Raw genomic sequence first — 19676 nt, forward strand, 5'->3', positions numbered from 1 at the left:
CGAGAAAAATTATCGTACCACCTGCAACTGTTGCCGTGGGGCCGCGTTGCCTGCGACCAGCGCATCATAGGGATCTTCGGCGGCCAGCATCATGTCGACCACCTGTCGCAGCAGGGCGCGGCGTCCGCGCGCGGAGTAGAAGCCGCCCGGCACCTGGCTCGTTTCCAGAAGGTAGTGACGGTAGTCGCGATAGGCGCGGCTGTCGGGGCGGGCCGGGCTTGCGAAGAAAGCCTCGAGCGGTTGCGCGGAGGTGAATTCCGGCTTGTCGAAGATCGCACGACCCAGCGATTTCAGCGGCAGCCCGCGCCACAGCGCCTGCTGCGCGGCGGTCGAATTGACCGTGACGGCGGAGCGCGCCTGCGCCAGAAGCCCGGCCAGCTTGCCGCCGCGCACGAAATGCACGCGCGACGCCAGGCCATGCGCGCGGGCGGCCTTGCGGATCGTTTCGCGTATCGGGGCGCGCCCGTCTTCGAGCGGATGGGCCTTGAAGACGAGGTGATGATGGGGCGGCGCGCCTTTCGCGAAATTCTCCATCACCAGATCAATGAACTCGGTCTGGCTGGTGAAAGGTGAATGCATCCGGAAGCTGGAATCGTGTTCCAGCTGCAGCAGCACCAGATGATAGGGGAAGCCGCCATGCCGGATGCGCCGCGTCGCGAGTCTGCGCTCCAGCATATGCAGCGGCATCAGCAGCAGGCGGCGCAGCCAGAGGCGGAATTCCTGAAACACGGTGATGTCGCGATGCGGCCGGAAGCGGCGATAGGGGCCGGGGCGGAGCATCACGAAAAAATGGTAGAGCGCGCCGTAGAAAACGTGGTGGCGCATATCGCCCCAGCGGGGCGGCGCATCGGGAAACTCGATCTCGGATTGGGCAAGCGCGGTGCGCATCTGCGCCACCGACATCTCCATCAGCCGGGAATGCCCGTTCGAGCCGCCGCGCTCGTAGGTCACCCAATAGGGGCGGACGTACCCCTCTTCGAAGACATGCACGCACAGGCCCATCGCCTTCGCGACCTCAACCGCCTGCGCATGGATCGGGCGGGTGTCGCCATAGAGCACGAGATCGGTGACGCCTTTCTCCGCGATCAGGGCGCGCAGGTGATCGGCCCAATCCTCCGGCGGGGCGTCGAAACGCAGGTAGGAGGCGCGGTCGAACCAGAAGACCTCATCCCCGCGATTGAAGCCCACGCGCCAGACCGTCGCCCCCGCCTGCCTGAGCATCGCGCCGAGCTGATGAAAGAAGGGGCCGTGGGGCCCCTGCAGCATCAGGAAGTGGCGATTTTCGAAACGGTTCATCCAGTCGTGGGTCCTTGGCCTGCATCCGTGATTGCGCAGGATGCGCGCGAAGTCACGGAGTTTGTGGGGTAATCCCTTAAATATTGGACAATTTTAGGGCAGGCGCTGTGCGGGGCTGCGCAGAGTGTGACGGGACGGCGAGGCGCTCATCTCTTGCGAAGGCGCGCCCTGCGGGCTAGCTAAGGTCCGAAATCTGAGGGGATATGCCATGTTCACCGGGATCGTGACCGATATCGGAGAAATTCTGGAGCTGGAGCAGCGCGGCGATCTTCGCGCGCGGATCGGCACAAGCTATGACGTGGGCAGCATCGAGCTGGGCGCGTCCATCGCCTGCGACGGCTGCTGCCTTACCGTGATCGCCACGGGCTCTGAGCCGAAAAACTGGTTCGACGTGGAAATCTCCGCCGAGAGCCAGGCCAAGACCAATATCGGCGGCCGCGGCAACGATGCCAGCGGCGGCTGGCAGGTGGGCCAAAAGATCAATCTCGAACGCGCGCTGAAAGTGGGCGACGAGCTGGGCGGCCATATCGTGTCGGGCCATGTCGATGGCGTGGCCGAGATCGTGGCGATGGTGGATGAGGGCGACAGCACCCGCTTCACCTTCCGCGCACCGGAGAGCCTCGCGAAATACATCGCGCCGAAAGGCTCTGTCGCGCTGAACGGCACCTCGCTGACCGTGAACGAGGTCGATGGCGCGACGTTCGGCGTCAACATCATCCCGCATACCAAGCAAGTCACCAACTGGGGCCATGCCAAGGCGGGCGACCGGATCAATCTCGAGATCGACACGCTCGCGCGCTATGTCGCGCGGCTGCAGGAGTGGAACGCATGACCACCGACGGCAAACCCCTGACCCCGGTCGACAAATCCGGCACTCATGACGTGCCCGGTGAGGTCGAGGAAAGCCTGCGCCACGTGATCGCGCCCGCCGAGGACATTATCGCCGAGGCGAAGGCCGGGCGCATGGTGATCCTCGTCGATCACGAGGATCGCGAGAACGAGGGCGATCTGTATATTCCGGCCGAGAAATGCACCCCCGAGGCGGTGAACTTCATGGCGACCTACGGGCGCGGGCTGATCTGCCTGCCGCTCACCTCCGATCGCGTCGACCAACTGGGCCTTGCGCCGATGGTGCGCGCCAATTCGATGCGCCACGAGACCGCCTTCACCGTCTCGATCGAGGCGCGCGAGAACATCACCACCGGCATTTCCGCCCATGACCGGGCGCAGACGATCAAGGTGGCGATCGACCCGAGCAAGGGGCCGCAGGACATCGCTTCGCCCGGCCACATCTTCCCGCTGCGTGCGCGCGACGGTGGCGTTCTGGTGCGCGCGGGCCATACCGAAGCGGCCGTGGACGTGGCGCGTCTGGCCGGGCTCAAGCCCGCTGGCGTGATTTGTGAGATCATGGGCGATGACGGTCACATGCTGCGCCTGCCGGGGCTGATCGAGTTCGGCAAGAAACACGGGCTGAAGATCGGTACGATCTCGGATCTGATCGCCTATCGCCGCCGTCACGACAATCTCGTGCGCGAGGGCCTGCGCCAGATGGTCACGTCGAGCCATGGCGGTGAGTGGGAGATGCGTGTCTTCACCGATATGGCCGAGGGCGTCGATCACATCGTTCTGGTGAAGGGCGATATTTCCACGCCCGAGCCGGTTCTGGTGCGCACCCATTCGCTCAACATTCTCGACGACGTGCTGGGGATCGGCCCCGGTCCCGCCGACGAGGTGCGCCGCGCGATGGAGATCGTGGCCGAGGAAGGCCGCGGCCTCGTCTGTTTGTTCCGCGACCCGTCGAACCGCCTTCTGCGCGAAGAGGATCAGGGCCCGCGTACGATCAAGCAGATCGGTCTGGGCTCGCAGATCCTATCCTCGATGGGGCTGCATGACATGATCCTTCTCACCGACAATCCGCAGACGAAATATGTAGGCCTCGACGCTTATGGCCTGCGCATCGTCGGCACACGCCCGATCACGGAGTAAGACATGGCCGGAATCTCGCATTACACGCTCGACCTGCCGAAATTCGACAGCGCACCGCGGCTGCTGATCGTGGTCGCGCCGTATTACAAGGATATCGCGGACAATCTGATCGCGGGCGCGAAAGCCACGGTCGAAGAAGCAGGGGCCCATGTCGACGTGATCGAGGTGCCCGGCGCCCTGGAAATCCCGACCGCGATCGCGATGGCCGCGCGCATGGCTGATTACGACGGGTTCGTGGCCCTTGGCTGCGTGATCCGCGGCGAGACCACCCATTACGACACCGTCTGCAACGACAGCTCGCGCGGGCTGACGCTGATGGGGCTCGAAGGGATTTGCATCGGCAACGGCATTCTGACGGTCGAAAATTACGAGCAGGCGGCCGTGCGCGCCGACCCTGCCGATCAAAACAAAGGTGGCGGTGCGGCGGCTGCGGCCTTGCATCTCATCTCATTGTCGCGCAAATGGGCGCGCCGGACGAAGGGTATCGGGTTCAAACCCGCCGAATCCTTCCGTATCGCCGGCGACACTGACGGATCGAACAACGCATGACCGACGACGCCTCCTCCGACGCGCCCCAAGACGCCCCGAAACCGCGCAAGCTCACCCAAGAGGAGAAGCGCCAGATGAAATCCGCCTCGCGTCTCTACGCGGTTCAGGCGCTGTTTCAGATGGAAGCGGCCGGGCAGGGCGCCGACAAGGTGCGCCGCGAGTTCGAGGATTTCCGCTTTGGCGCCGTGGATGAAGACGGCACCGAAATGGCCGAGGGCAATCTCGACCTGTTCCGCCGTCTGATCGACGATGCGGTGACCTGGCAGGCGAAGATTGACCAGGCGACCGACCGCGCGCTGGTGGCGAAATGGCCGATCGACCGGATCGACCCGGTGCTGCGCGCGCTTTTCCGCGCCGCCGGGGCCGAGCTGATCACCCCCGCGACACCCCCGCGTGTCGTCATCACCGAGTTCGTCGATGTGGCCCGCGCATTCTTCCCCGAAGGCAAAGAGCCGAAATTCGTCAACGCGGTGCTCGATCACATGGCGCGCGCGCTGCAGCCCGACGCGTTCTGAGCGCGCTCACTCGCGACACCATGCCACGGGCAAACACCCGCTTATCTCTCAATCGCCGCCCGTTTCCCTGTTTGAAACTTGGGAATATGTACTAGATTGTGAGGTAAGCAGGAGGATTTTTCATGCCCGAACTGGTCCGGCTCTACATCAAGAACGTCGTCATCGGCTTCTTCATCGCGCTCGCCTTCGTTGGCCTTCTTCTCGGCTTCAATGTCGGCAATCTTCGCCACCTGATCTTCACGTCCGATATCGGCTATATCGCGATGGCGCTGCTGGTCGTGTTCAACACGATCGTCTTCTCCGGCGTGCAATTCGCGATCGCGGTGATGCGCATGGCTGAGGATGACGACAGCTCCGGCGGCGGTAAGCGCGACGGCATTCCCACCGATATGGCGGCCGAGCATCTGGCGATCCCGGTTCCGGTCGATACGCCCAAGTCGCGCCAGCAGATGCAGTTGCGCCGCTGACCGCATCCACCTCCCGAGACGACAAAAGCCCCGACCGATCCGGCGGGGCTTTTTGCTGTCTTGCGATGGGTAGAGTGACGGAAACCGCAGCAGACGTGTAGACGAGAGTTCCCGGAGACCTGAAAAGTCAGGTGGGCGCCAGATACCGAGGCCAGGACCCCGGCAGAGCCAGCTCCCTCAGGAATGGTATAGGCCACTGGAAAAGGGTCTTTCACAGAAAGAGCAGTAACCGTCAGACCCCCAGATAGGGGTGAAATCGGGTTCCGACAAGGGGGGAGAATGAACAGCGCCACTCGAGCGTCCTAGGTGCGGCGGAGAAGGGCGCGCGTGCAGGGCGACTGGACTTTTGTTCACACTTCGTTCATGTTTGTCCGCATGACGCAGATTCCGCTTTCCGAACTTCAGCCGGGCCAGGTGCTTGCGCGTGGCACGGCCCGCGCGCTGTCCGAGCTGGGGCTCGACAGCTTGCCGGAAATGGTGCTGCGCCCAAGGCTGCGCGCCGATCTTATGGCGATCGACCGGAAGGGCGAAATCTGGATCGTGGAGTGCAAGTCGAGCCGCGCCGATTTCACCTCGGATCGGAAATGGGACGGCTATCTGGACTGGTGCGACCGCTATTTCTGGGCGGTGGACCAGGATTTCCCCACGGATCTTCTGCCCGAGGGGACGGGGTTGTTCATCGCGGATGGCTACGGGGCCGAGATGATCCGCGAGGCGCCGCTGTCCAAGCTTGCGCCGGCGCGGCGCAAGGCGCTGACGCTCGATTTCGCGCGCGCGTCGGCACGGCGGTTGCAGCGGCTGTGCGATCCGGGCGCGATTCCGCCCGGATTTTGAGGCTCAGCGCTTCTTGCCCTTGCCGCCCTTGCTCATTTCGCGTGCGGCTTCGGCGGCGGCCTGCAGTTCTTCGGCGATTTCCATCGCCTCGTCGGGATCGAAATCGAGCGGCAGCTCGACGCCTTCGCCCTCGACATAGATCCGCACCATCCCGAGCGAGGTCGGGCCGATTTGAAGATTCGCGGAGATGTCGCTTTCCTTGTCGATGCTCATCGAAAACTCCTGAGAGGTTGGATGGAAAATGCACCTAACCCCCGTGACGTGCGCAGGCAAGACTTGGTGCGAATTTCTCGTCATCGGACACTTGCATTCCGCGCGCGAGGGGGCTAAATCCCGCGCCAGTGCCGCCTTAGCTCAGTTGGTTAGAGCGCTGGATTGTGGATCCAGAGGTCCCCCGTTCAAGCCGGGGAGGCGGTACCATCCCCCCCCCTTCAGATACGTTAATCGGTGGTATTTCGCCGCGCGCGCTGGACTTTTCCGTGCAATGATCAATCTTGTTTTCTCAAACGCAGCGGAGGCTTCATGCCTGTTTACACTGATTACGAACTGCCGGAGACGCTGGTCAGCTATTGCGACAAGTCGAATGTCGCGCTGACCATTGCCGCGGCCGATCGTGAGGATGTGCCGCTTGTCTACGTGAATCAGGCGTTTCTCAATCTGACCGGCTATTCCGCTAAAGAGGTGCTGGGGCAGAACTGCCGCTTCCTGCAGGCGGGGGCCGCGACCGAGGAAGAACGCTCTGCGATGCGGGAGTTCATCGACGACGAGGACATCTCCGCGGGCCGTTTCCGCGTCACCAACAGCCGCGCGAATGGCGAAACCTTCCAGAATTTCGTCTTCATGACGCGTCTGCGCGAACCCAATGGAGAGACGCGCTTGTTTCTCGGGTCGCAGTTCGACCTCACTTCCGCGGCAGAACGTCAGAACGTGAAGGTCGACATCGCTGCGCATGACGAGAGCCTGCTGCGCAATGCCGACGATCTCGCCGCGATGTCGCGCGGATTCGGTCTCGCGATGATCGGCTCTGCGAAGGTTCTGTCGGAGAGCCTCTCCACGATGGCCACGATTATCTACCGCGAGGGCTAAGAATGGCTGCGGCCACGGTTATGTGTTCAGTACTATGTCAAATGTTATTGCAGGGCCCTGAGGCTAGTGACACCGATCTCCGGATGAACTGCAAAGAGAACTATAGAGAAGGGCGCGCAGGCCGCGCCCTTTTGGACGCGCGCTGCGCGGATCGGCGGGCCGTGCAGTGACGGACGCCCTCGAGGATCTATACGTTGTCGGCATCGGCGCCTCCGCTGGTGGGCTTGAAGCGCTTCGCGATTTGCTGGAGCCCGCGCGGGTGGATGACCCCAGCGCCTATGTCGTAGTTCAGCATCTCGATCCGAACCACGAGTCGCTTCTGGCGGAATTGCTCGGCCGGTCGACCTCGCTCGAAGTGCTTCAGGCCGAAGATGGCGCGAAGCTGGAGGCCGGGCATGTCTACACGATCCCGCCGGGTTACGGGCTGGAGGTCGAAAACGGGCGTCTGAAGCTTTCGGAATTCGCCCAGCCCCGTGGTCTGCGCCGTCCGATCGACGATTTCTTCGTGTCGCTGGGGCAGGACCTCGGGCGCCGCGCGGTCTGCGTGATCCTCTCGGGCACTGGCACGGACGGGTCTGTCGGGCTGCGGGCGGTGAAAGAGCATGGCGGCTTCTGCATCGCGCAGGATGCCACGGCGCGTTATGATTCCATGCCGAATTCGGCGGTCGCGACCGGGATGGTTGACGTGGTCAGCGCGCCCTCTGACGTGATCGCGCGGATCACCGAATTCCGCAATGTCGACCCGGATCAGGTGAACACGGCGCCGCCGGTTTCCGGAACGCTGGATGAAATCTGCGCGGCGCTGAACCGTCTGACGGGGCATGATTTCGCGCAATACAAGCGTTCGACACTCGAGCGTCGGATCCAGCGCCGGATGCAGGTCGTGGGTATTCTGCACCCGCGCGAATATCTCGAACGGCTCGAACGCGAAGAAGACGAGCCTCTGGCGCTGCTCGGCGACCTGCTGATCAATGTCACCCGCTTCTTCCGGGACAGCGCGCATTTCGAAGCGCTCAACGAGACGGCGATCAAGCCGATGGTCGAGAAGGCCGACGATGGCGGCGCGCTGCGCATCTGGGTGCCGGGCTGTTCAAGCGGCGAAGAAGCCTACACGCTGGCGATGCTCATCGACCGGGCGATCCATGCGAGCGACAAGGAGATCGATTTTCAGATCTTCGCCACCGATATCGACGAGCGGATGCTCGCGATCGCGCGTGAGGGGCGCTATCCGGTCTCGGTCCTGCTCGACCTGCCCGAAAGGTACCGCGATCTCTACACGATCGGGCGTGAGGGCAATTTCCAGATCACCGCCGCGCTGCGTGACCGGGTGCGCTTCTCGCCGCATTCGCTGATCAAGGACCCGCCGTTCTCGCGGCTCGATCTGGTGTCGTGCCGCAATCTGCTGATCTATTTCGGAGAGAAGTTGCAGGCGCGGGCACTGCCGATCTTCCATTACGCGCTCAATCCGGGCGGCGTTCTCTTCCTCGGCCCATCCGAGACGATCGGGCGGCATGAGGAACTTTTCGATCCCATAGATGGCGCGATGCGCATCTTCCGCAGCATAGGGCCCCGGTCTCCTTATCCGACCGAACTGCCGATGCGCTCCGACCCTCATGCGCGACTTGCGCCACTCCGACCGAAGACGACTGACAGAAGAACCAAAGACTGGAACACGACCTTGGCCAGTAATCGTATCCTCGATCTTTATGCGCCCGCGACGCTGAATGTCGATCGCGACGGGGCGATCCTCGCCGCGACAGGGCGCTTGGGCAAGTATCTTGAGATCGACCCGTCCGAAACCGGGCAGGGCTATGCACAATCGCTCGCGCGCGCGGGCCTGCGCGAGGCGCTCTCCGCCGTGATCCGCGAGTCGGCGGAGCTTGGCACGCGCAAGATCGTGCGCGATGTCGAAGTGATCTCGGAAACCGGGCGGCAGCGTGTCGATGTGCTGGCTGATCCGCTCTCCGACGATACGCTGCTGATCGTCTTCCGCGACCGTGGCCCGTTCGAAGCGTTGGACGAATATGATTTCGACGAGATCGCGCCGTCGGAAAGCCATGTGCAGGTGCTCGAGGCCGAGTTGCGCGCGACCCGCAACCGCCTGCGCACGACGGTCGAAGAGCTGGAGACCGCCAACGAAGAGCTGAAATCCTCGAACGAGGAAATGATGTCGATGAACGAGGAGTTGCAATCGACAAACGAAGAGCTCGCGACGGTCAATGACGAACTCAAGACCAAGGTCGAGGAGCTTTCGACCGCGAATGCCGATCTGCGCAACATCTTCGATTCCAAGCTGCATGCGCTGGTGACGGTCGATCGCAAGCTGCGCCTGCGCAACTTCACCGATGGCGCGAGCGAGATGATCCGCCTGCGCGGCAGCGATCGCGGACGTCCGCTCGACGACATTCAGAACCTGCTCGACACGCCCGAGGTGATGATCGAATTGATTAATACGATCCTTGAAGGCGAATTGCCGCGGCCGCGCCGGGTCAAGTCCACCGAACTCGGCAAGGTCTGGTCGCTCTCCGCGACGCCGTATCTGAATTCGCGTGGCGAGGTGGAAGGCGCGACGCTCGTCTTCACCGACATCACCGAGGCGTTGCGCCTCGAAACCGAGCTGACGCTGAAGGGCGAGCGGCTGCAACTCGCACTGGAGATCGCGCAGATCGGGGTCTGGTCGATTATCGAGCCGAGCGGAGACGTTGAAATCGACGAATCCGTCGCCGCCTTCTTCGAACTCGACGCGGCCGGTACCTATCCGATCGCGCGGTTCTTCGAACGTGTCGCAGAGCATGACCGTGCCCGAGTCGAACAGGCGGTGCGCGAGGCCCGCGACAACGGTTCTGAACTGGAAGTCGACTACGAGCTCGACCTCCCCTCCGGCACGAAGCGCCATCTGCGCGCGACGGGCCGGATGATGGGCGAAGGCAAGGAGCACCGCCTGCTGGGGCTCAGCGTCGACATCACCGCCGATGAAGAGGCGGCGCAGATGCGCGAGCTGATGCTGCGCGAGATGAACCACCGGGTGAAGAACCTGTTCTCCATCGTCTCGGGCATGCTGCGCATCGCGGGGCGTTCGGCGGCCAGCCCGCGCGAGTTGGTCGAGGATGTGGGCCAGCGGATCAACGCGCTGGCGCGCTCGCATGATCTGGCACGCACCCGAACCTCTGGTGCGGCGATCCCGCTGCGCGAGGTGATCGAGACGACTCTGGCCCCTTATGACGACCCGTCGAACTTCCTGATCGATGGGCCGGATGTTGATGTTCCGACGCATCACCTGACTGCTCTTGCGCTGATTTTCCACGAATGGAGCACTAATGCCGCTAAATATGGGGTATTGGGGCCGCGAGAGGGTGATCTCGAGATCACATGGTCGATGGAAAACGACGATACCGTGATACTTTCGTGGAACGAGCGGTACCGTGAAGCGTTGCAACTCGACACGAACAAACAGGGCTTCGGCTCGACGTTGGTCGATATTTCCGCAAGCCAGATATCGGCGCGGGTCGACACGCGTCAGACACCGGAAAGCCGTTGCAACAGGATTATCTTCGCGCATGAAATCGATGGCGACGCTGACTGAGAAAGCACCGAGCGAGGTGCTCCTTGTCGAAGATGAAGCCGTCGTCGCGCTTGATCTTCAGTTCATGCTCGAGGATCTCGGGATGGAGGTCTGGGGACCGTGCGCCACCGTGCGTGCGGGGCTGGACCTGGTCCGAGATCGTTTGCCCGGCGCTGCGATCCTCGACGTGATGCTGGCCGATGGCGAAGTCTACGAACTGGCCGATCATCTTCACAAGGCGGGCGTGCCGCTCCTGTTCCATTCCGGCCATGCCGAAGCCAATCAGCTACGCGAGCGCTATCCCGGCGCGGCTGTCTGCCCGAAGCCCGCGCTCCCCTCGGAGATCGAGGCGAAGCTCGCGAATTGGTTCATTCCGTCTGAGTGAGATCGTCCAGCTGGGACTGATCGATCCGTGCCAGCAGGTCGCGCGTGGCGTGGCTGACATGGTGGTCGCGGTGACGCAGCGCATAGAAGGGCCGCGGCGCGAGGTGCAAATCCCAGTCCCGGACTGTTCCAAGGCTTAGCGACCGCGCGACGACATGGGCCGAGAGTATGGTGATCCCGGCCCCTGCCTCGACCGCGCTCAGCACCGCCTCGTTCGAGGGCAGGACCAGCGCGGCTGAGAGCGCGCGCGGCGCGACACCCAGATCGGCGAGGGCCGCTTCCGCGGTAGAGCGCGTGCCAGAGCCCGGCTCGCGCAGCACCCAACTCGCCGCGCTCAACGCCCGCGCATCCAGCTTGCCGGGGGGCGGCGCGGCACTGACCAGCATCAGCCGATCCGCCCCGATCTGAACCCGCTCCAGCTTCGCATCCTCGACATCGCCTTCGACAAGCGCGAGATCGTGCAGGCCCGCGCGCAGACGCTCTGCCGCTTCCTGCGTGTTGCCGATCTCCAGCGTGACCTCGATCCCCGGGCGGGCTTGCCGGAAAGCGGCGAGGTAGGGCGGCAGCCAGTAGCCCGCGATGGTCTGGCTGGCGATCAGGCGGATATGCCCGCGTTCGAGGCCGCGGGTCTCGGCGAGCATCGCCTCCGCCTCGGCAAACCGTGCCAGCACCGCGCGCGCCTCGGGCAGAAAGGCGCGGCCTTCCTCGGTCAGCGAAATCCCCCGCCCGATCCGGTCGAACAGCGCGATCTCATGACGCGCCTCAAGCGCCGCGATGGCGGCTGAGGCCGTCGATTGCGTCATGTTCAGCCGGGCCGCAGCGCGGGTCATGTGCTGCTCTTCCGCCACCGCGACGAATACGCGGAGTTGTTCGGGGGTCATGCATGTCTCCGGCTCTATTGATCGACAAAAACGATCATATCGACAAAAACATTTCGTTTGAAGAATGAATTGGCGCGGGCAAATACAGGACAAGACTTGACGATAGGAGGCCGCCGTGCCGCACCATTCGACCCTTGCCTGCAGCCTTTCCCGCCCGCGGCTTGCGCTTCGCGCGTTCGCGCCGGGGCTTGGGTTGAGCATCGGCGTCGCCGCGCTCGCGGCCTTGGGCGGTTTGGCGGAGCACGCGCTGTTCGGCGCGGCATGGCTGGAACCGCTGGTGTTGGCGATCCTCATCGGTGCGGTGGTGCGCTCCCTCTGGACGCCGCCTGCGCGCTTCGATGCCGGTATCCGTTTCGCGGCCAAGACGGTGCTGGAGATTGCGATCGTGTTGCTTGGCGCCTCGGTGAGTGCGCAGACGCTTCTGTCGGTGGGGCCGGGGCTTCTGGGCGGCATCGTGGCGGTAGTCGCGCTGATGGTGCCCGCGGCCTACCTGCTGGGGCGGGCCCTGCGCCTACCGGCCCGCATGGCGCTGCTGATCGCTTGCGGCAATGGCATCTGCGGGAACTCCGCCATCGCCGCCGTCGCCCCGGTGATCGACGCCGATAGCGACGATGTCAGTGCCGCAATCGCGTTCACCGCCGTGCTGGGCGTCGCGGTGGTGCTGTTGCTGCCCGTCGTCGGTCATGTCGGAGGTATGAGTGTGAACGGCTATGGCATCCTGTCGGGGATCACGGTCTACGCGGTGCCGCAGGTTCTGGCTGCCGCCTCGCCGATGGGGGCCGCCGCAATTCAGCTCGGCACTCTGGTGAAGCTGGTGCGTGTCCTGATGCTGGGGCCGATCACGGTGGTTCTGTCGCTTCTCGCGCCGCATCTGCCGACTGATGGGCGCTCTGCCGCGCCGGAGGGCCGCGTACGGCGCGGGCTGATGCCGCCGCTCTTCATCCTCGGGTTTCTCGGGATGATCGTGCTGCGCTCCGCCGGGGCACTGCCGGAGGAGGCTCTCGCGCCGATGGGGCAGGTGGCGTCCATCCTGACGGTGATCGCGATGGCCGCGCTGGGGCTTGGCGTCGATGCGCGGGCGGTGGCAGCCGCCGGGCCGCGTGTGATCGCGACGGTGACGCTGTCGCTGGTGATGCTGGTGGGCGCAGGTCTCGGGCTTGTGACCTTGCTTTCCGCCTGAGCGTGAACGCTGAATGACAGCGCGATCCGGGGCCTTTCGCAATTTCGCACGGCCCCCTGTGCGGGCGGCCTGTGTTGATCCTCGCGACCCAGAGGATATGTGGGATGGGACGAAAACGTTAGCAGGCTAACTTTATTCCCGAGGCCCCCATGTCCGACCGCGCCGCTCTTACATCCGTACCCACCGAAGCCGCCCGCCGCGACCGTGCCGAGTTGACGCGCACGATGATGCTGCTGGCGCGGTCGGTGCGCGCGATGTTCGACGCGCAGGCGCGGGATATGGGCCTGACCTTTGCGCGGGCGCAGGCGATTCTGGCGATCTCGCGCGACGAGGGACTGAAGCAGACTCAACTGGCAGAGACACTGGCGATCGAAACGCCGACGCTGAACCGGACCCTCGATGGGCTGGAGAAGCTCGGTTTCGTGGAGCGCCGCGCCGATCCCGACGACAAACGCGTCCGCCAGATTTTCCTCACCGAACATGCCCGCGCAAATGCCTCCGAGATCGAGACCTTCGTCGAGGCGCTGCGCGCGAAACTCTACGACGGTATCGACGCTGACGAGGTCGCCCGCGCCCGCAAGACGATGGAGCGGATGCAGGCCAATCTCGAGAGGATGCGCGGCCAATGAATTTCCAGATTCGCGACATCAACGGCCCGGATGCGCGTCCGACGGCCGCCGAACCGGTATCGCCGCGCGAGCGCGTGCGGCCCGAGGCGGCTCCGGTCAAAGTGGCCGAGGTCGCGCAGAACGAGGCCGCAGAGGCGGAGACCGTCGAGACGGAGGCCGCGCCCCAGCCCGCCGCGCCTTCGGAGCCCGACCATTCCGCAGGCAAGCGGATCGTCTATGCCAGCGCCGCCGTCTTCGTGGCCCTGTCGCAGTCGCTTGCGACCGGCTTCGTCTCGGCCAATCTGCCGCAGCTGGCGGGCGATCTGCACGCAACCACGAACCACACTTATTGGGTGATGGCCGCCTTCATGGCGCCGCGCGCCTCGATGCCGCTGATGCTGATCCGCATCCGCGACCAGTTCGGTCTGCGCCGCTTCGCCGAGGTCGGTATCGTCTGCTTCGTGCTGGCGATGGTGCTCAATCTCTGGGTGGACGATCTGCATTCCGCGGTCATCGTGGCCTTCCTGAGCGGCTGTGCCGCCGCCCCGTTGTCGAGCCTCGGCTTTCTTTACATGCTGGAGGCCATACCCGCCGCTCAGCGCCTCAAGGTCGCGATCCCCGCCGTGCTGACGATGATCATGGTGGGCAGGCCCTTGGCGCGGGTGCTGCTGCCCGAACTCACCGCGAATGCCAGTTGGCACGCGGTGAGCCTGTTCCAGATGGGCATGGCGCTGGTGGCGCTGGCACTGATCTTCGCGCTGCCACTGACGCCGCGCCCGTTGCAAAAGGTTCTCAAGCCGCTCGATTTCGTCTCCTTCAGTCTGCTCGCGGTTGGCTTCGGCGCGTTCACCAGTGTCTTCATGTTCGGTGCGCTCGACTACTGGACGCAGACCGAATGGCTGGGCGTGGCGCTCGTCGCTGCGATCGTGATGGTCGCGGGCGCGGTGCTGATCGAAATGCAGCGGGCTAATCCGCTGATCGATTTTCATTGGCTGCTAAGTCCGCCGATCCTGCACCTGGCGGGGACCCTGCTGGTGTTCCGTATCGCGCTGGCCGAACAAAGCGCGGGCGCCGTCGGTTTCCTGCGCACGATGGGGCTGCAGCCCGGGCAGGAGCAACTGCTGTTCGGGATCATCGCGCTGTCGATGCTGGCCGCGACCGGTGTCCTGATGCTGACCAATAGCGGAGCGCGCGCGCCGCTGTTCCACGGGATTGCGCTGGTGCTGATCGCGGCAGGGGCGTGGCTCGACTCGCAATCGACCGCGCTCACCGGGCCCGAGCAGATGTATCTCAGCCAAGCGATGATCGGCTTTGCCGGTATCCTGTTCCTGCCGCCAGCGATGGCGAAAGGGTTGGGAGCTGCCTTCGCGAAGGGGCCGCACTACCTGCTGAGCTTCGTCGTGCTGTTTCTGGCCACGCAATCCATCGGCGGGGTTATCGGCTCCGGTCTGTTCCGGAGCTTGGTGGTCGACCGCACCGCCTATCACATGGCGCAGCTTTCGCCGCAGATATCGGCCGACAACCCGATGTTGAGCCAGACCCTCGCGCAGAGTGCCGCATCGCTGGGCAGCCAGACTGCGGATGCCGGGGCGCGGGCAGGGGCCGCGCTGTCTTCCGTCGCCTCTACGGTGCAGCAGCAGGCAACCATTCTCGCCTATGACGATGCGTTCCGCGCCGTGTTCTGGTTCGCGCTGGCGGCCTTGGCCGGGCTGATCGCCCATGTCGCCCTGCACCGAAGCTGGCCCCTCCCGCGCCTGCGCCTCACGCCCTCCACCCCTGTTTCTACGAGTTGATCCGATGTCACAGACCCGCCGCTATCTCGCTTCCGCCCTGATCCTTCTCATTGCGCTCGCCGGTGTCGCGACCGTGCTCTATGCATGGCGCCTGCCGCCGTTCCGCTCTGACGTTGCCTGGACCGACAATGCCTATCTGCAAGGCAAGGTCACCCCGATCTCTGCGCAGGTCGCGGCCGAGGTCACGGCGGTGCCGGTCAGTGATTTCGAAGAGGTCAAGAAAGGCGACGTGCTGGTGCGGCTGGATGATCGTGCGTTGAAAGCGGCGGTGGAGCAGGCGCAGGCTGCGCTGGAGACGGCGAAGGCCGCGCAGTCGAACGGGGCGCAGGCGGTGAATTCGGCGAAGGCGACGCTCGAGGCGAAGCAGGCTTCGCTCGCCTCGGCGAAAGCAGCGCAAGCCACGGCGCAGACCGCGCGCGACCGGGCGTCGAAGCTGACGAAGAAAAGCTATGTCTCGCAATCGGATGCCGATCAGGCGCAGCTTACGCTCGATCAGGCGAAGGCGGGCGCACAGGAGGCGCAAAGCGCCATCGACGTAGCCGAGCAGGCGGTGCAGACGGCACAGTTGAACAAACGCTCGCTCGCCGCGAAGACCGATGCGGCTCAGGCCGCGCTGGATGCGGCGCAGGTGGCGCTCGATCACGCGGTGATCCGTGCGCCCGAGGATGGGCGGTTGGGCCAGGTCTCGGCGCGAGTCGGCAAATTCGTCAGCGCCGGGAGCACACTGGTCTCGCTCGTGCCCTCCGATCTCTGGTTGATCGCGAATTACAAGGAGACCCAGCTTGCGGGACTGCAGATGGGCGAGCCTGTGACCTTCACCGTCGATGCGCTGGGAAAGACGCAGTTCAAAGGCCATATCGAGCGGTTCTCGCCCGCGACGGCGGGGCAGTTCAGCCTGTTGTCGGGCTCTAATGCGACCGGGAATTTCATCAAGATCGCACAGCGTGTGCCGGTCCGGATCGCGATCGACCCCGATCAACCGCAGGCCCAACGACTGGCCCCGGGTCTGTCGGCCGAGGTCAGTGCCCCGCAGCACGGATCGTGATCCGCCGTCAGCTATGCGGAAGGCGCAGCGCGGCTATGTCGAATAAGCTGTTTCTGCGGCGCAGCATTTGTGCGAAAAAGATTTCAACGCAGCGAACAAATCGTTGCAACAGTTCCTGAGGCTCTCTCCTCCTCCCTGAGCCTCGGAAATTGGCGGTGGCCTCTCTCCTCCTCCCTGAGGTCACCGCCTCCTCCTCCCCTTAGATGACCGACATGCGCCACCAAGCGGCGCCGTTTTCAATCGTGAAAACGCGTTCGAGCTGTTGTTCGGCGCGACCACATGAAGGTCCGGTTGGAATAGTTGGTCAGCGTGATTCCGGCGGCGAAGTGAAGCCGTCCTTCCTCGAGCGAAGGGGGCTGCGATTTGTGGCCGTCGTTTGGGTCGAGAGAGCGCAGCTCTGGAGACGTCGCGTCGCCGCCGCGTGTTACCAAGCCGAGCAGACGTCGATTTCACGGCCTGAGCGGCCAGAGAAACCTAAAATAATTCAGTTCTACTGAGAAAAGTGGCTGGGGCGGTAGGATTCGAACCTACGGTGCGCGGTACCAAAAACCGGTGCCTTACCACTTGGCTACGCCCCAACGTGGGGGGGTATGTAGCCAAGTGGGCGCGGGGCTTCAAGAGGAAAATCCGACAAATTTCGATTGCGCGTCACGCGCCGCTACGGCAAGCGAGATGGCATGGAAAATTGCGATGTTTTAGTGCTTGGCGCAGGGGCTGCCGGGCTGATGGCCGGGATCGAGGCGGCGCGGCGCGGGCGCTCGGTGCGGGTGCTCGACCACGCGCGGCGCCCAGGCGAGAAGATTCGAATCTCTGGCGGCGGGCGGTGCAACTTCACCAACCGTCTCCTGACCCGGCAAAACGCGACCGAACGATTCCTGTCGCGCAATCCCCGCTTCGCGCTCTCCGCGCTGTCGCGCTACACGCCCGCGGATTTCATCGCGCGGCTCGATGCGGCGGGGATCGCCTGGCACGAGAAGCATCTCGGACAGCTCTTCTGCGACGGGAAGGCCACGCAGATCATCGACCTGCTGCTGCGCGATCTGCGCGCGGCAGGCGGCGTGCTGTCGCTCGAGACGGAGATCGAGCGGGTGGAACGCGCGGGCGACGGCTTCCTCGTCACAACCTCGCAGGGCCCGATCCGCGCGGCTTCGGTGATTGTCGCGACGGGCGGCAAGTCGATCCCGAAGATGGGCGCGTCCAGCCTCGGCTACGAGATCGCGCAGACCTTCGGCCTCGATATCGTGGAGACTCGGCCCGCTCTGGTGCCGCTGACCTTCGCCGAGCAAGATCTGGCGCGCACCGCGCCGCTGTCGGGTCTCGCGCGGCCCGTCGATCTGCGCCTCGGCAAGACGCATTTCGCCGAGGATCTGCTGTTCACCCATCGCGGGCTGTCCGGCCCGGCGATCCTGCAAATCTCCAGCTATTGGCGCGAGGGTGACACGCTCAAGGTCGATCTCGCGCCGGGCAATGACATCGCGGCGGCCCTGTCGGAGCAGCGCGACGCGGCGGGCCGGCAGGCGCTGCACAATGCGCTCGCGCGGCATCTGCCGGAGAAGCTCGCGCATTTCGTGGTGGCGGAGGCGAAGCTATCGGGGCGGCTGGCCGAGCAATCGAACAAGGACCTCGCCAAGCTCGACGATCAGATCCATCGCTGGCAGGTGCGGCCGGTCAGCTCGGAAGGGTATCGCACGGCGGAGGTCACGCTAGGCGGCGTGTCGACCGATGCGCTCGATGCGAAGACGATGGAGGCGAAGCAGGTGCCGGGGCTCTATTTCATCGGTGAAGTTGTCGATGTGACCGGCTGGCTGGGCGGTTACAACTTCCAATGGGCCTGGGCCTCGGGCTGGGCTGCGGGGCAGGTGGCCTGACCACGCGCCTCTTCCTCTTGGAAGAAATATCCCCGAGGGGCCCGAAGGGTGGGGGCAGAGCCCCCTCCCTCTTAAGTTATGTCGCCCTCCGGCGACGGAGGCAGAGCCCCCTCCCTCTTAAGTTTTGTCGCCCTCCGGTGACGGGGGCAGAGCCCCCTCCCGGATCGATTTCTATGCCGTCAGGGCTTACCGCCCGACCGCCACGTAATCCTCGAAGCCCGCCTTCCTGACGTCCTTCTCGGCGTAGATGTTGCGCAGGTCGGCCATGCGCGCGGTCTCCATCGTCGTGGCGATCTTCTGCAGATCCAGCGCGCGGAACTCGTTCCACTCGGTCAGGATCACGACGCAATCGGCCTTCTCGGCTGCCGCATAGGCATCGTCCATCCAGGACACGCCCGGCAGCAGCGCCTCGCCCTCGCGCTTGCCCTGCGGGTCGACCACGCGGACCTTCGCACCGCCGCCCACCAGTGCGGGCACGATGGTGAGTGCAGGGGCCTCGCGCATGTCGTCGGTGTTCGGCTTGAAGGTCACGCCATAGATCGCGATCGTCTTGCCATTGACCGAGCCGCCGCAGAGATCGACGACCTTCTCGATCATCCGGCGCTTGATGTCGTCATTCACCTTGATGACCGTCTCGACGATCTCCATCGGGCAGGAATAGTCCTGACCGATCCGCGCGAGCGCCGCAGTGTCCTTCGGGAAGCACGAACCGCCGTAGCCCGGGCCCGCATGGAGGAACTTGTTGCCGATCCGGCCGTCGAGCCCCATGCCGCGCGAGACCTGCTTGATATCCGCGCCGGTCTTCTCGCAGAGCCGCGCGATCTCGTTGATGAAGGTGATCTTCGTCGCCAGAAACGCGTTGGCCGCGTATTTGATCATCTCGGCGGTTTCCAGATCGGTATAGAGGATCGGGAATTCGCGCAGGAAGAGCGGGCGGTAGATCTCGCCCATCACGGCCTCGGCCTTCTCCGAGGTGGTGCCGACGACGACCCGGTCGGGCCGCATGAAATCGTCGATCGCCGCGCCTTCGCGCAGGAATTCGGGGTTCGAGGCCACGTCGAATTCGATGTCGGGGCGGGTTTTGCGCACGACCTCGGCAACCTGACGGTTGGTGCCCACCGGCACGGTCGATTTCGTCACGATCACCGCATAGCCGGTCATCGCGTTTGCGATCTCCTCGGCAGCGGCCATCACATAGGTCAGATCCGCATGGCCATCGCCGCGCCGCGTCGGCGTGCCCACCGCGATGAAGACGGCATCGGCACCGGCGACCGCGGCCTTGAGATCGGTGGTGAAGGTCAGGCGTCCGCCTTCCACGTTCTTCACCATCAATTCGTCGAGCCCCGGCTCGTAGATCGGCACGCGGCCGCCCTCGAGCATTTCGATCTTCGCGGGGTTCTTGTCGACGCAAACGACCTCATGGCCGAAATCGGAGAAACACACCCCCGAAACAAGGCCAACATAGCCCGTGCCGATCATCGCGATTTTCATATTCTCGTCCTTGCCTGTGCTGTGTCGGTGCCTTGATTCCCGGGCGGCGAAATTGCAAGCCGGTTCCGGACAAGTTCTCGTAATTCTTCTCAGAATCCGCGTCGCTCCAGAAGCGCGGAATGGTTGCCTGT

The 19676-nt window shown here is 64.2% G+C and carries 18 protein-coding genes and 2 tRNA genes; 15 read left to right on the forward strand and 5 right to left on the reverse strand.

Annotation, left to right across the window (positions count from 1 at the left end; all coding sequences use genetic code 11):
* Nucleotides 1–9: 9 nt before the first annotated feature.
* A complete protein-coding gene (locus BMI89_RS04935) occupies nt 10–1296 on the reverse strand; it encodes a capsular biosynthesis protein (RefSeq protein ID WP_078570051.1) in 1287 nt (428 codons plus the stop codon).
* A gap of 208 nt (nt 1297–1504) precedes the next feature.
* On the opposite strand from BMI89_RS04935, the gene BMI89_RS04940 reads away from it, so the two are divergent.
* From BMI89_RS04940 to BMI89_RS04965, 6 genes are all read left to right on the forward strand, one after another.
* Entirely contained in the window at nt 1505–2128 is a 624-nt protein-coding gene (locus BMI89_RS04940; protein ID WP_078570052.1) for a riboflavin synthase, read from the forward strand.
* On the forward strand, nt 2125–3282 hold the full coding sequence (ribB, locus tag BMI89_RS04945) for a 3,4-dihydroxy-2-butanone-4-phosphate synthase (RefSeq protein ID WP_078520343.1): 1158 nt from the start codon (nt 2125–2127) through the stop codon (nt 3280–3282). Before BMI89_RS04940 ends, ribB begins: the two co-directional genes overlap by 4 nt.
* 3 nt (nt 3283–3285) lie before the next feature.
* The gene (locus tag BMI89_RS04950; protein ID WP_078570053.1) at nt 3286–3831 is read left to right on the forward strand and encodes a 6,7-dimethyl-8-ribityllumazine synthase; all 546 of its coding nucleotides are present in this window, start codon (nt 3286–3288) and stop codon (nt 3829–3831) included.
* Between the two features lie 74 nt (nt 3832–3905).
* Nucleotides 3906–4346, forward strand: a complete 441-nt coding sequence (gene nusB / locus BMI89_RS04955) for a transcription antitermination factor NusB (protein ID WP_232621793.1) — start codon at nt 3906–3908, stop codon at nt 4344–4346.
* Between the two features lie 122 nt (nt 4347–4468).
* Nucleotides 4469–4813, forward strand: coding sequence for a hypothetical protein (locus BMI89_RS04960; RefSeq protein ID WP_078541924.1), 345 nt, complete (start codon nt 4469–4471; stop codon nt 4811–4813).
* 375 nt (nt 4814–5188) lie between these two features.
* The gene (locus BMI89_RS04965) at nt 5189–5647 is read left to right on the forward strand and encodes an MmcB family DNA repair protein (protein ID WP_078520588.1); all 459 of its coding nucleotides are present in this window, start codon (nt 5189–5191) and stop codon (nt 5645–5647) included.
* A 3-nt stretch (nt 5648–5650) separates the two neighbouring features.
* Here the strand turns inward: BMI89_RS04965 and BMI89_RS04970 are convergent, their stop codons facing one another.
* A complete protein-coding gene (locus tag BMI89_RS04970) occupies nt 5651–5860 on the reverse strand; it encodes a DUF6324 family protein (protein ID WP_078520339.1) in 210 nt (69 codons plus the stop codon).
* Between the two features lie 130 nt (nt 5861–5990).
* Here BMI89_RS04970 and BMI89_RS04975 point away from each other — a divergent pair.
* The 4 genes from BMI89_RS04975 (at nt 5991) to BMI89_RS04990 (ending at nt 10680) form a co-directional block, all read left to right on the forward strand.
* Nucleotides 5991–6067 (forward strand) — tRNA-His (locus BMI89_RS04975).
* A 102-nt stretch (nt 6068–6169) separates the two neighbouring features.
* Nucleotides 6170–6733, forward strand: a complete 564-nt coding sequence (locus BMI89_RS04980) for a PAS domain-containing protein (protein ID WP_078570054.1) — start codon at nt 6170–6172, stop codon at nt 6731–6733.
* 166 nt (nt 6734–6899) lie between these two features.
* Nucleotides 6900–10316: a CheR family methyltransferase gene (locus BMI89_RS04985; RefSeq protein WP_078570055.1), complete on the forward strand. Its 3417-nt coding sequence runs from the start codon at nt 6900–6902 to the stop codon at nt 10314–10316.
* Nucleotides 10291–10680 (forward strand): response regulator, encoded by a 390-nt coding sequence (locus tag BMI89_RS04990; RefSeq protein ID WP_210402025.1) that lies wholly within the window; start codon nt 10291–10293, stop codon nt 10678–10680. Before BMI89_RS04985 ends, BMI89_RS04990 begins: the two co-directional genes overlap by 26 nt.
* On the opposite strand, the gene BMI89_RS04995 is transcribed toward BMI89_RS04990, so the two are convergent.
* Complete coding sequence (locus BMI89_RS04995) at nt 10664–11560, reverse strand: LysR substrate-binding domain-containing protein (protein ID WP_078570056.1); 897 nt, start codon at nt 11558–11560, stop codon at nt 10664–10666. The two genes, BMI89_RS04990 and BMI89_RS04995, sit on opposite strands and share 17 nt — an antisense overlap.
* Nucleotides 11561–11675: 115 nt before the next feature.
* On the opposite strand from BMI89_RS04995, the gene BMI89_RS05000 reads away from it, so the two are divergent.
* The 4 genes from BMI89_RS05000 to BMI89_RS05015 all read left to right on the forward strand — a co-directional run bounded on the left by BMI89_RS05000 (nt 11676) and on the right by BMI89_RS05015 (nt 16186).
* The gene (locus BMI89_RS05000) at nt 11676–12740 is read left to right on the forward strand and encodes a putative sulfate exporter family transporter (RefSeq protein ID WP_078570057.1); all 1065 of its coding nucleotides are present in this window, start codon (nt 11676–11678) and stop codon (nt 12738–12740) included.
* Between the two features lie 149 nt (nt 12741–12889).
* A complete protein-coding gene (locus BMI89_RS05005) occupies nt 12890–13369 on the forward strand; it encodes a MarR family transcriptional regulator (RefSeq protein ID WP_078570058.1) in 480 nt (159 codons plus the stop codon).
* Nucleotides 13366–15141, forward strand: coding sequence for a hypothetical protein (locus BMI89_RS05010; RefSeq protein ID WP_078570059.1), 1776 nt, complete (start codon nt 13366–13368; stop codon nt 15139–15141). The genes BMI89_RS05005 and BMI89_RS05010 overlap by 4 nt, the downstream gene beginning before the upstream one ends.
* A gap of 4 nt (nt 15142–15145) precedes the next feature.
* Nucleotides 15146–16186, forward strand: coding sequence for an HlyD family secretion protein (locus BMI89_RS05015; RefSeq protein ID WP_078570060.1), 1041 nt, complete (start codon nt 15146–15148; stop codon nt 16184–16186).
* Nucleotides 16187–16689: 503 nt separating this feature from the next.
* Here BMI89_RS05015 and BMI89_RS05020 read toward each other — a convergent pair.
* Nucleotides 16690–16764: transfer RNA gene (locus tag BMI89_RS05020), tRNA-Gln, on the reverse strand.
* A 99-nt stretch (nt 16765–16863) separates the two neighbouring features.
* Here BMI89_RS05020 and BMI89_RS05025 point away from each other — a divergent pair.
* Nucleotides 16864–18054 (forward strand): NAD(P)/FAD-dependent oxidoreductase, encoded by a 1191-nt coding sequence (locus BMI89_RS05025; RefSeq protein WP_078570061.1) that lies wholly within the window; start codon nt 16864–16866, stop codon nt 18052–18054.
* A gap of 186 nt (nt 18055–18240) precedes the next feature.
* On the opposite strand, the gene BMI89_RS05030 is transcribed toward BMI89_RS05025, so the two are convergent.
* On the reverse strand, nt 18241–19545 hold the full coding sequence (locus tag BMI89_RS05030) for a UDP-glucose/GDP-mannose dehydrogenase family protein (protein WP_078520330.1): 1305 nt from the start codon (nt 19543–19545) through the stop codon (nt 18241–18243).
* Between the last annotated feature and the right edge of the window lie 131 nt (nt 19546–19676).

It is taken from the genome of Thioclava sp. F36-7, from assembly GCF_002020075.1.
GTDB classification, from domain to species: domain Bacteria; phylum Pseudomonadota; class Alphaproteobacteria; order Rhodobacterales; family Rhodobacteraceae; genus Thioclava; species Thioclava sediminum.

Coding starts and splice junctions, on each gene's coding strand:
- BMI89_RS04935 (WP_078570051.1), bottom strand. CDS start 1,296: ATGAACCGTTTCGAAAATCGCCACTTCCTGATGCTGCAGGGGCCCCAC.
- BMI89_RS04940 (WP_078570052.1), top strand. CDS start 1,505: ATGTTCACCGGGATCGTGACCGATATCGGAGAAATTCTGGAGCTGGAG.
- ribB (WP_078520343.1), top strand. CDS start 2,125: ATGACCACCGACGGCAAACCCCTGACCCCGGTCGACAAATCCGGCACT.
- BMI89_RS04950 (WP_078570053.1), top strand. CDS start 3,286: ATGGCCGGAATCTCGCATTACACGCTCGACCTGCCGAAATTCGACAGC.
- nusB (WP_232621793.1), top strand. CDS start 3,906: ATGAAATCCGCCTCGCGTCTCTACGCGGTTCAGGCGCTGTTTCAGATG.
- BMI89_RS04960 (WP_078541924.1), top strand. CDS start 4,469: ATGCCCGAACTGGTCCGGCTCTACATCAAGAACGTCGTCATCGGCTTC.
- BMI89_RS04965 (WP_078520588.1), top strand. CDS start 5,189: ATGACGCAGATTCCGCTTTCCGAACTTCAGCCGGGCCAGGTGCTTGCG.
- BMI89_RS04970 (WP_078520339.1), bottom strand. CDS start 5,860: ATGAGCATCGACAAGGAAAGCGACATCTCCGCGAATCTTCAAATCGGC.
- BMI89_RS04980 (WP_078570054.1), top strand. CDS start 6,170: ATGCCTGTTTACACTGATTACGAACTGCCGGAGACGCTGGTCAGCTAT.
- BMI89_RS04990 (WP_210402025.1), top strand. CDS start 10,291: ATGAAATCGATGGCGACGCTGACTGAGAAAGCACCGAGCGAGGTGCTC.
- BMI89_RS04995 (WP_078570056.1), bottom strand. CDS start 11,560: ATGACCCCCGAACAACTCCGCGTATTCGTCGCGGTGGCGGAAGAGCAG.
- BMI89_RS05005 (WP_078570058.1), top strand. CDS start 12,890: ATGTCCGACCGCGCCGCTCTTACATCCGTACCCACCGAAGCCGCCCGC.
- BMI89_RS05010 (WP_078570059.1), top strand. CDS start 13,366: ATGAATTTCCAGATTCGCGACATCAACGGCCCGGATGCGCGTCCGACG.
- BMI89_RS05015 (WP_078570060.1), top strand. CDS start 15,146: ATGTCACAGACCCGCCGCTATCTCGCTTCCGCCCTGATCCTTCTCATT.
- BMI89_RS05025 (WP_078570061.1), top strand. CDS start 16,864: ATGGAAAATTGCGATGTTTTAGTGCTTGGCGCAGGGGCTGCCGGGCTG.
- BMI89_RS05030 (WP_078520330.1), bottom strand. CDS start 19,545: ATGAAAATCGCGATGATCGGCACGGGCTATGTTGGCCTTGTTTCGGGG.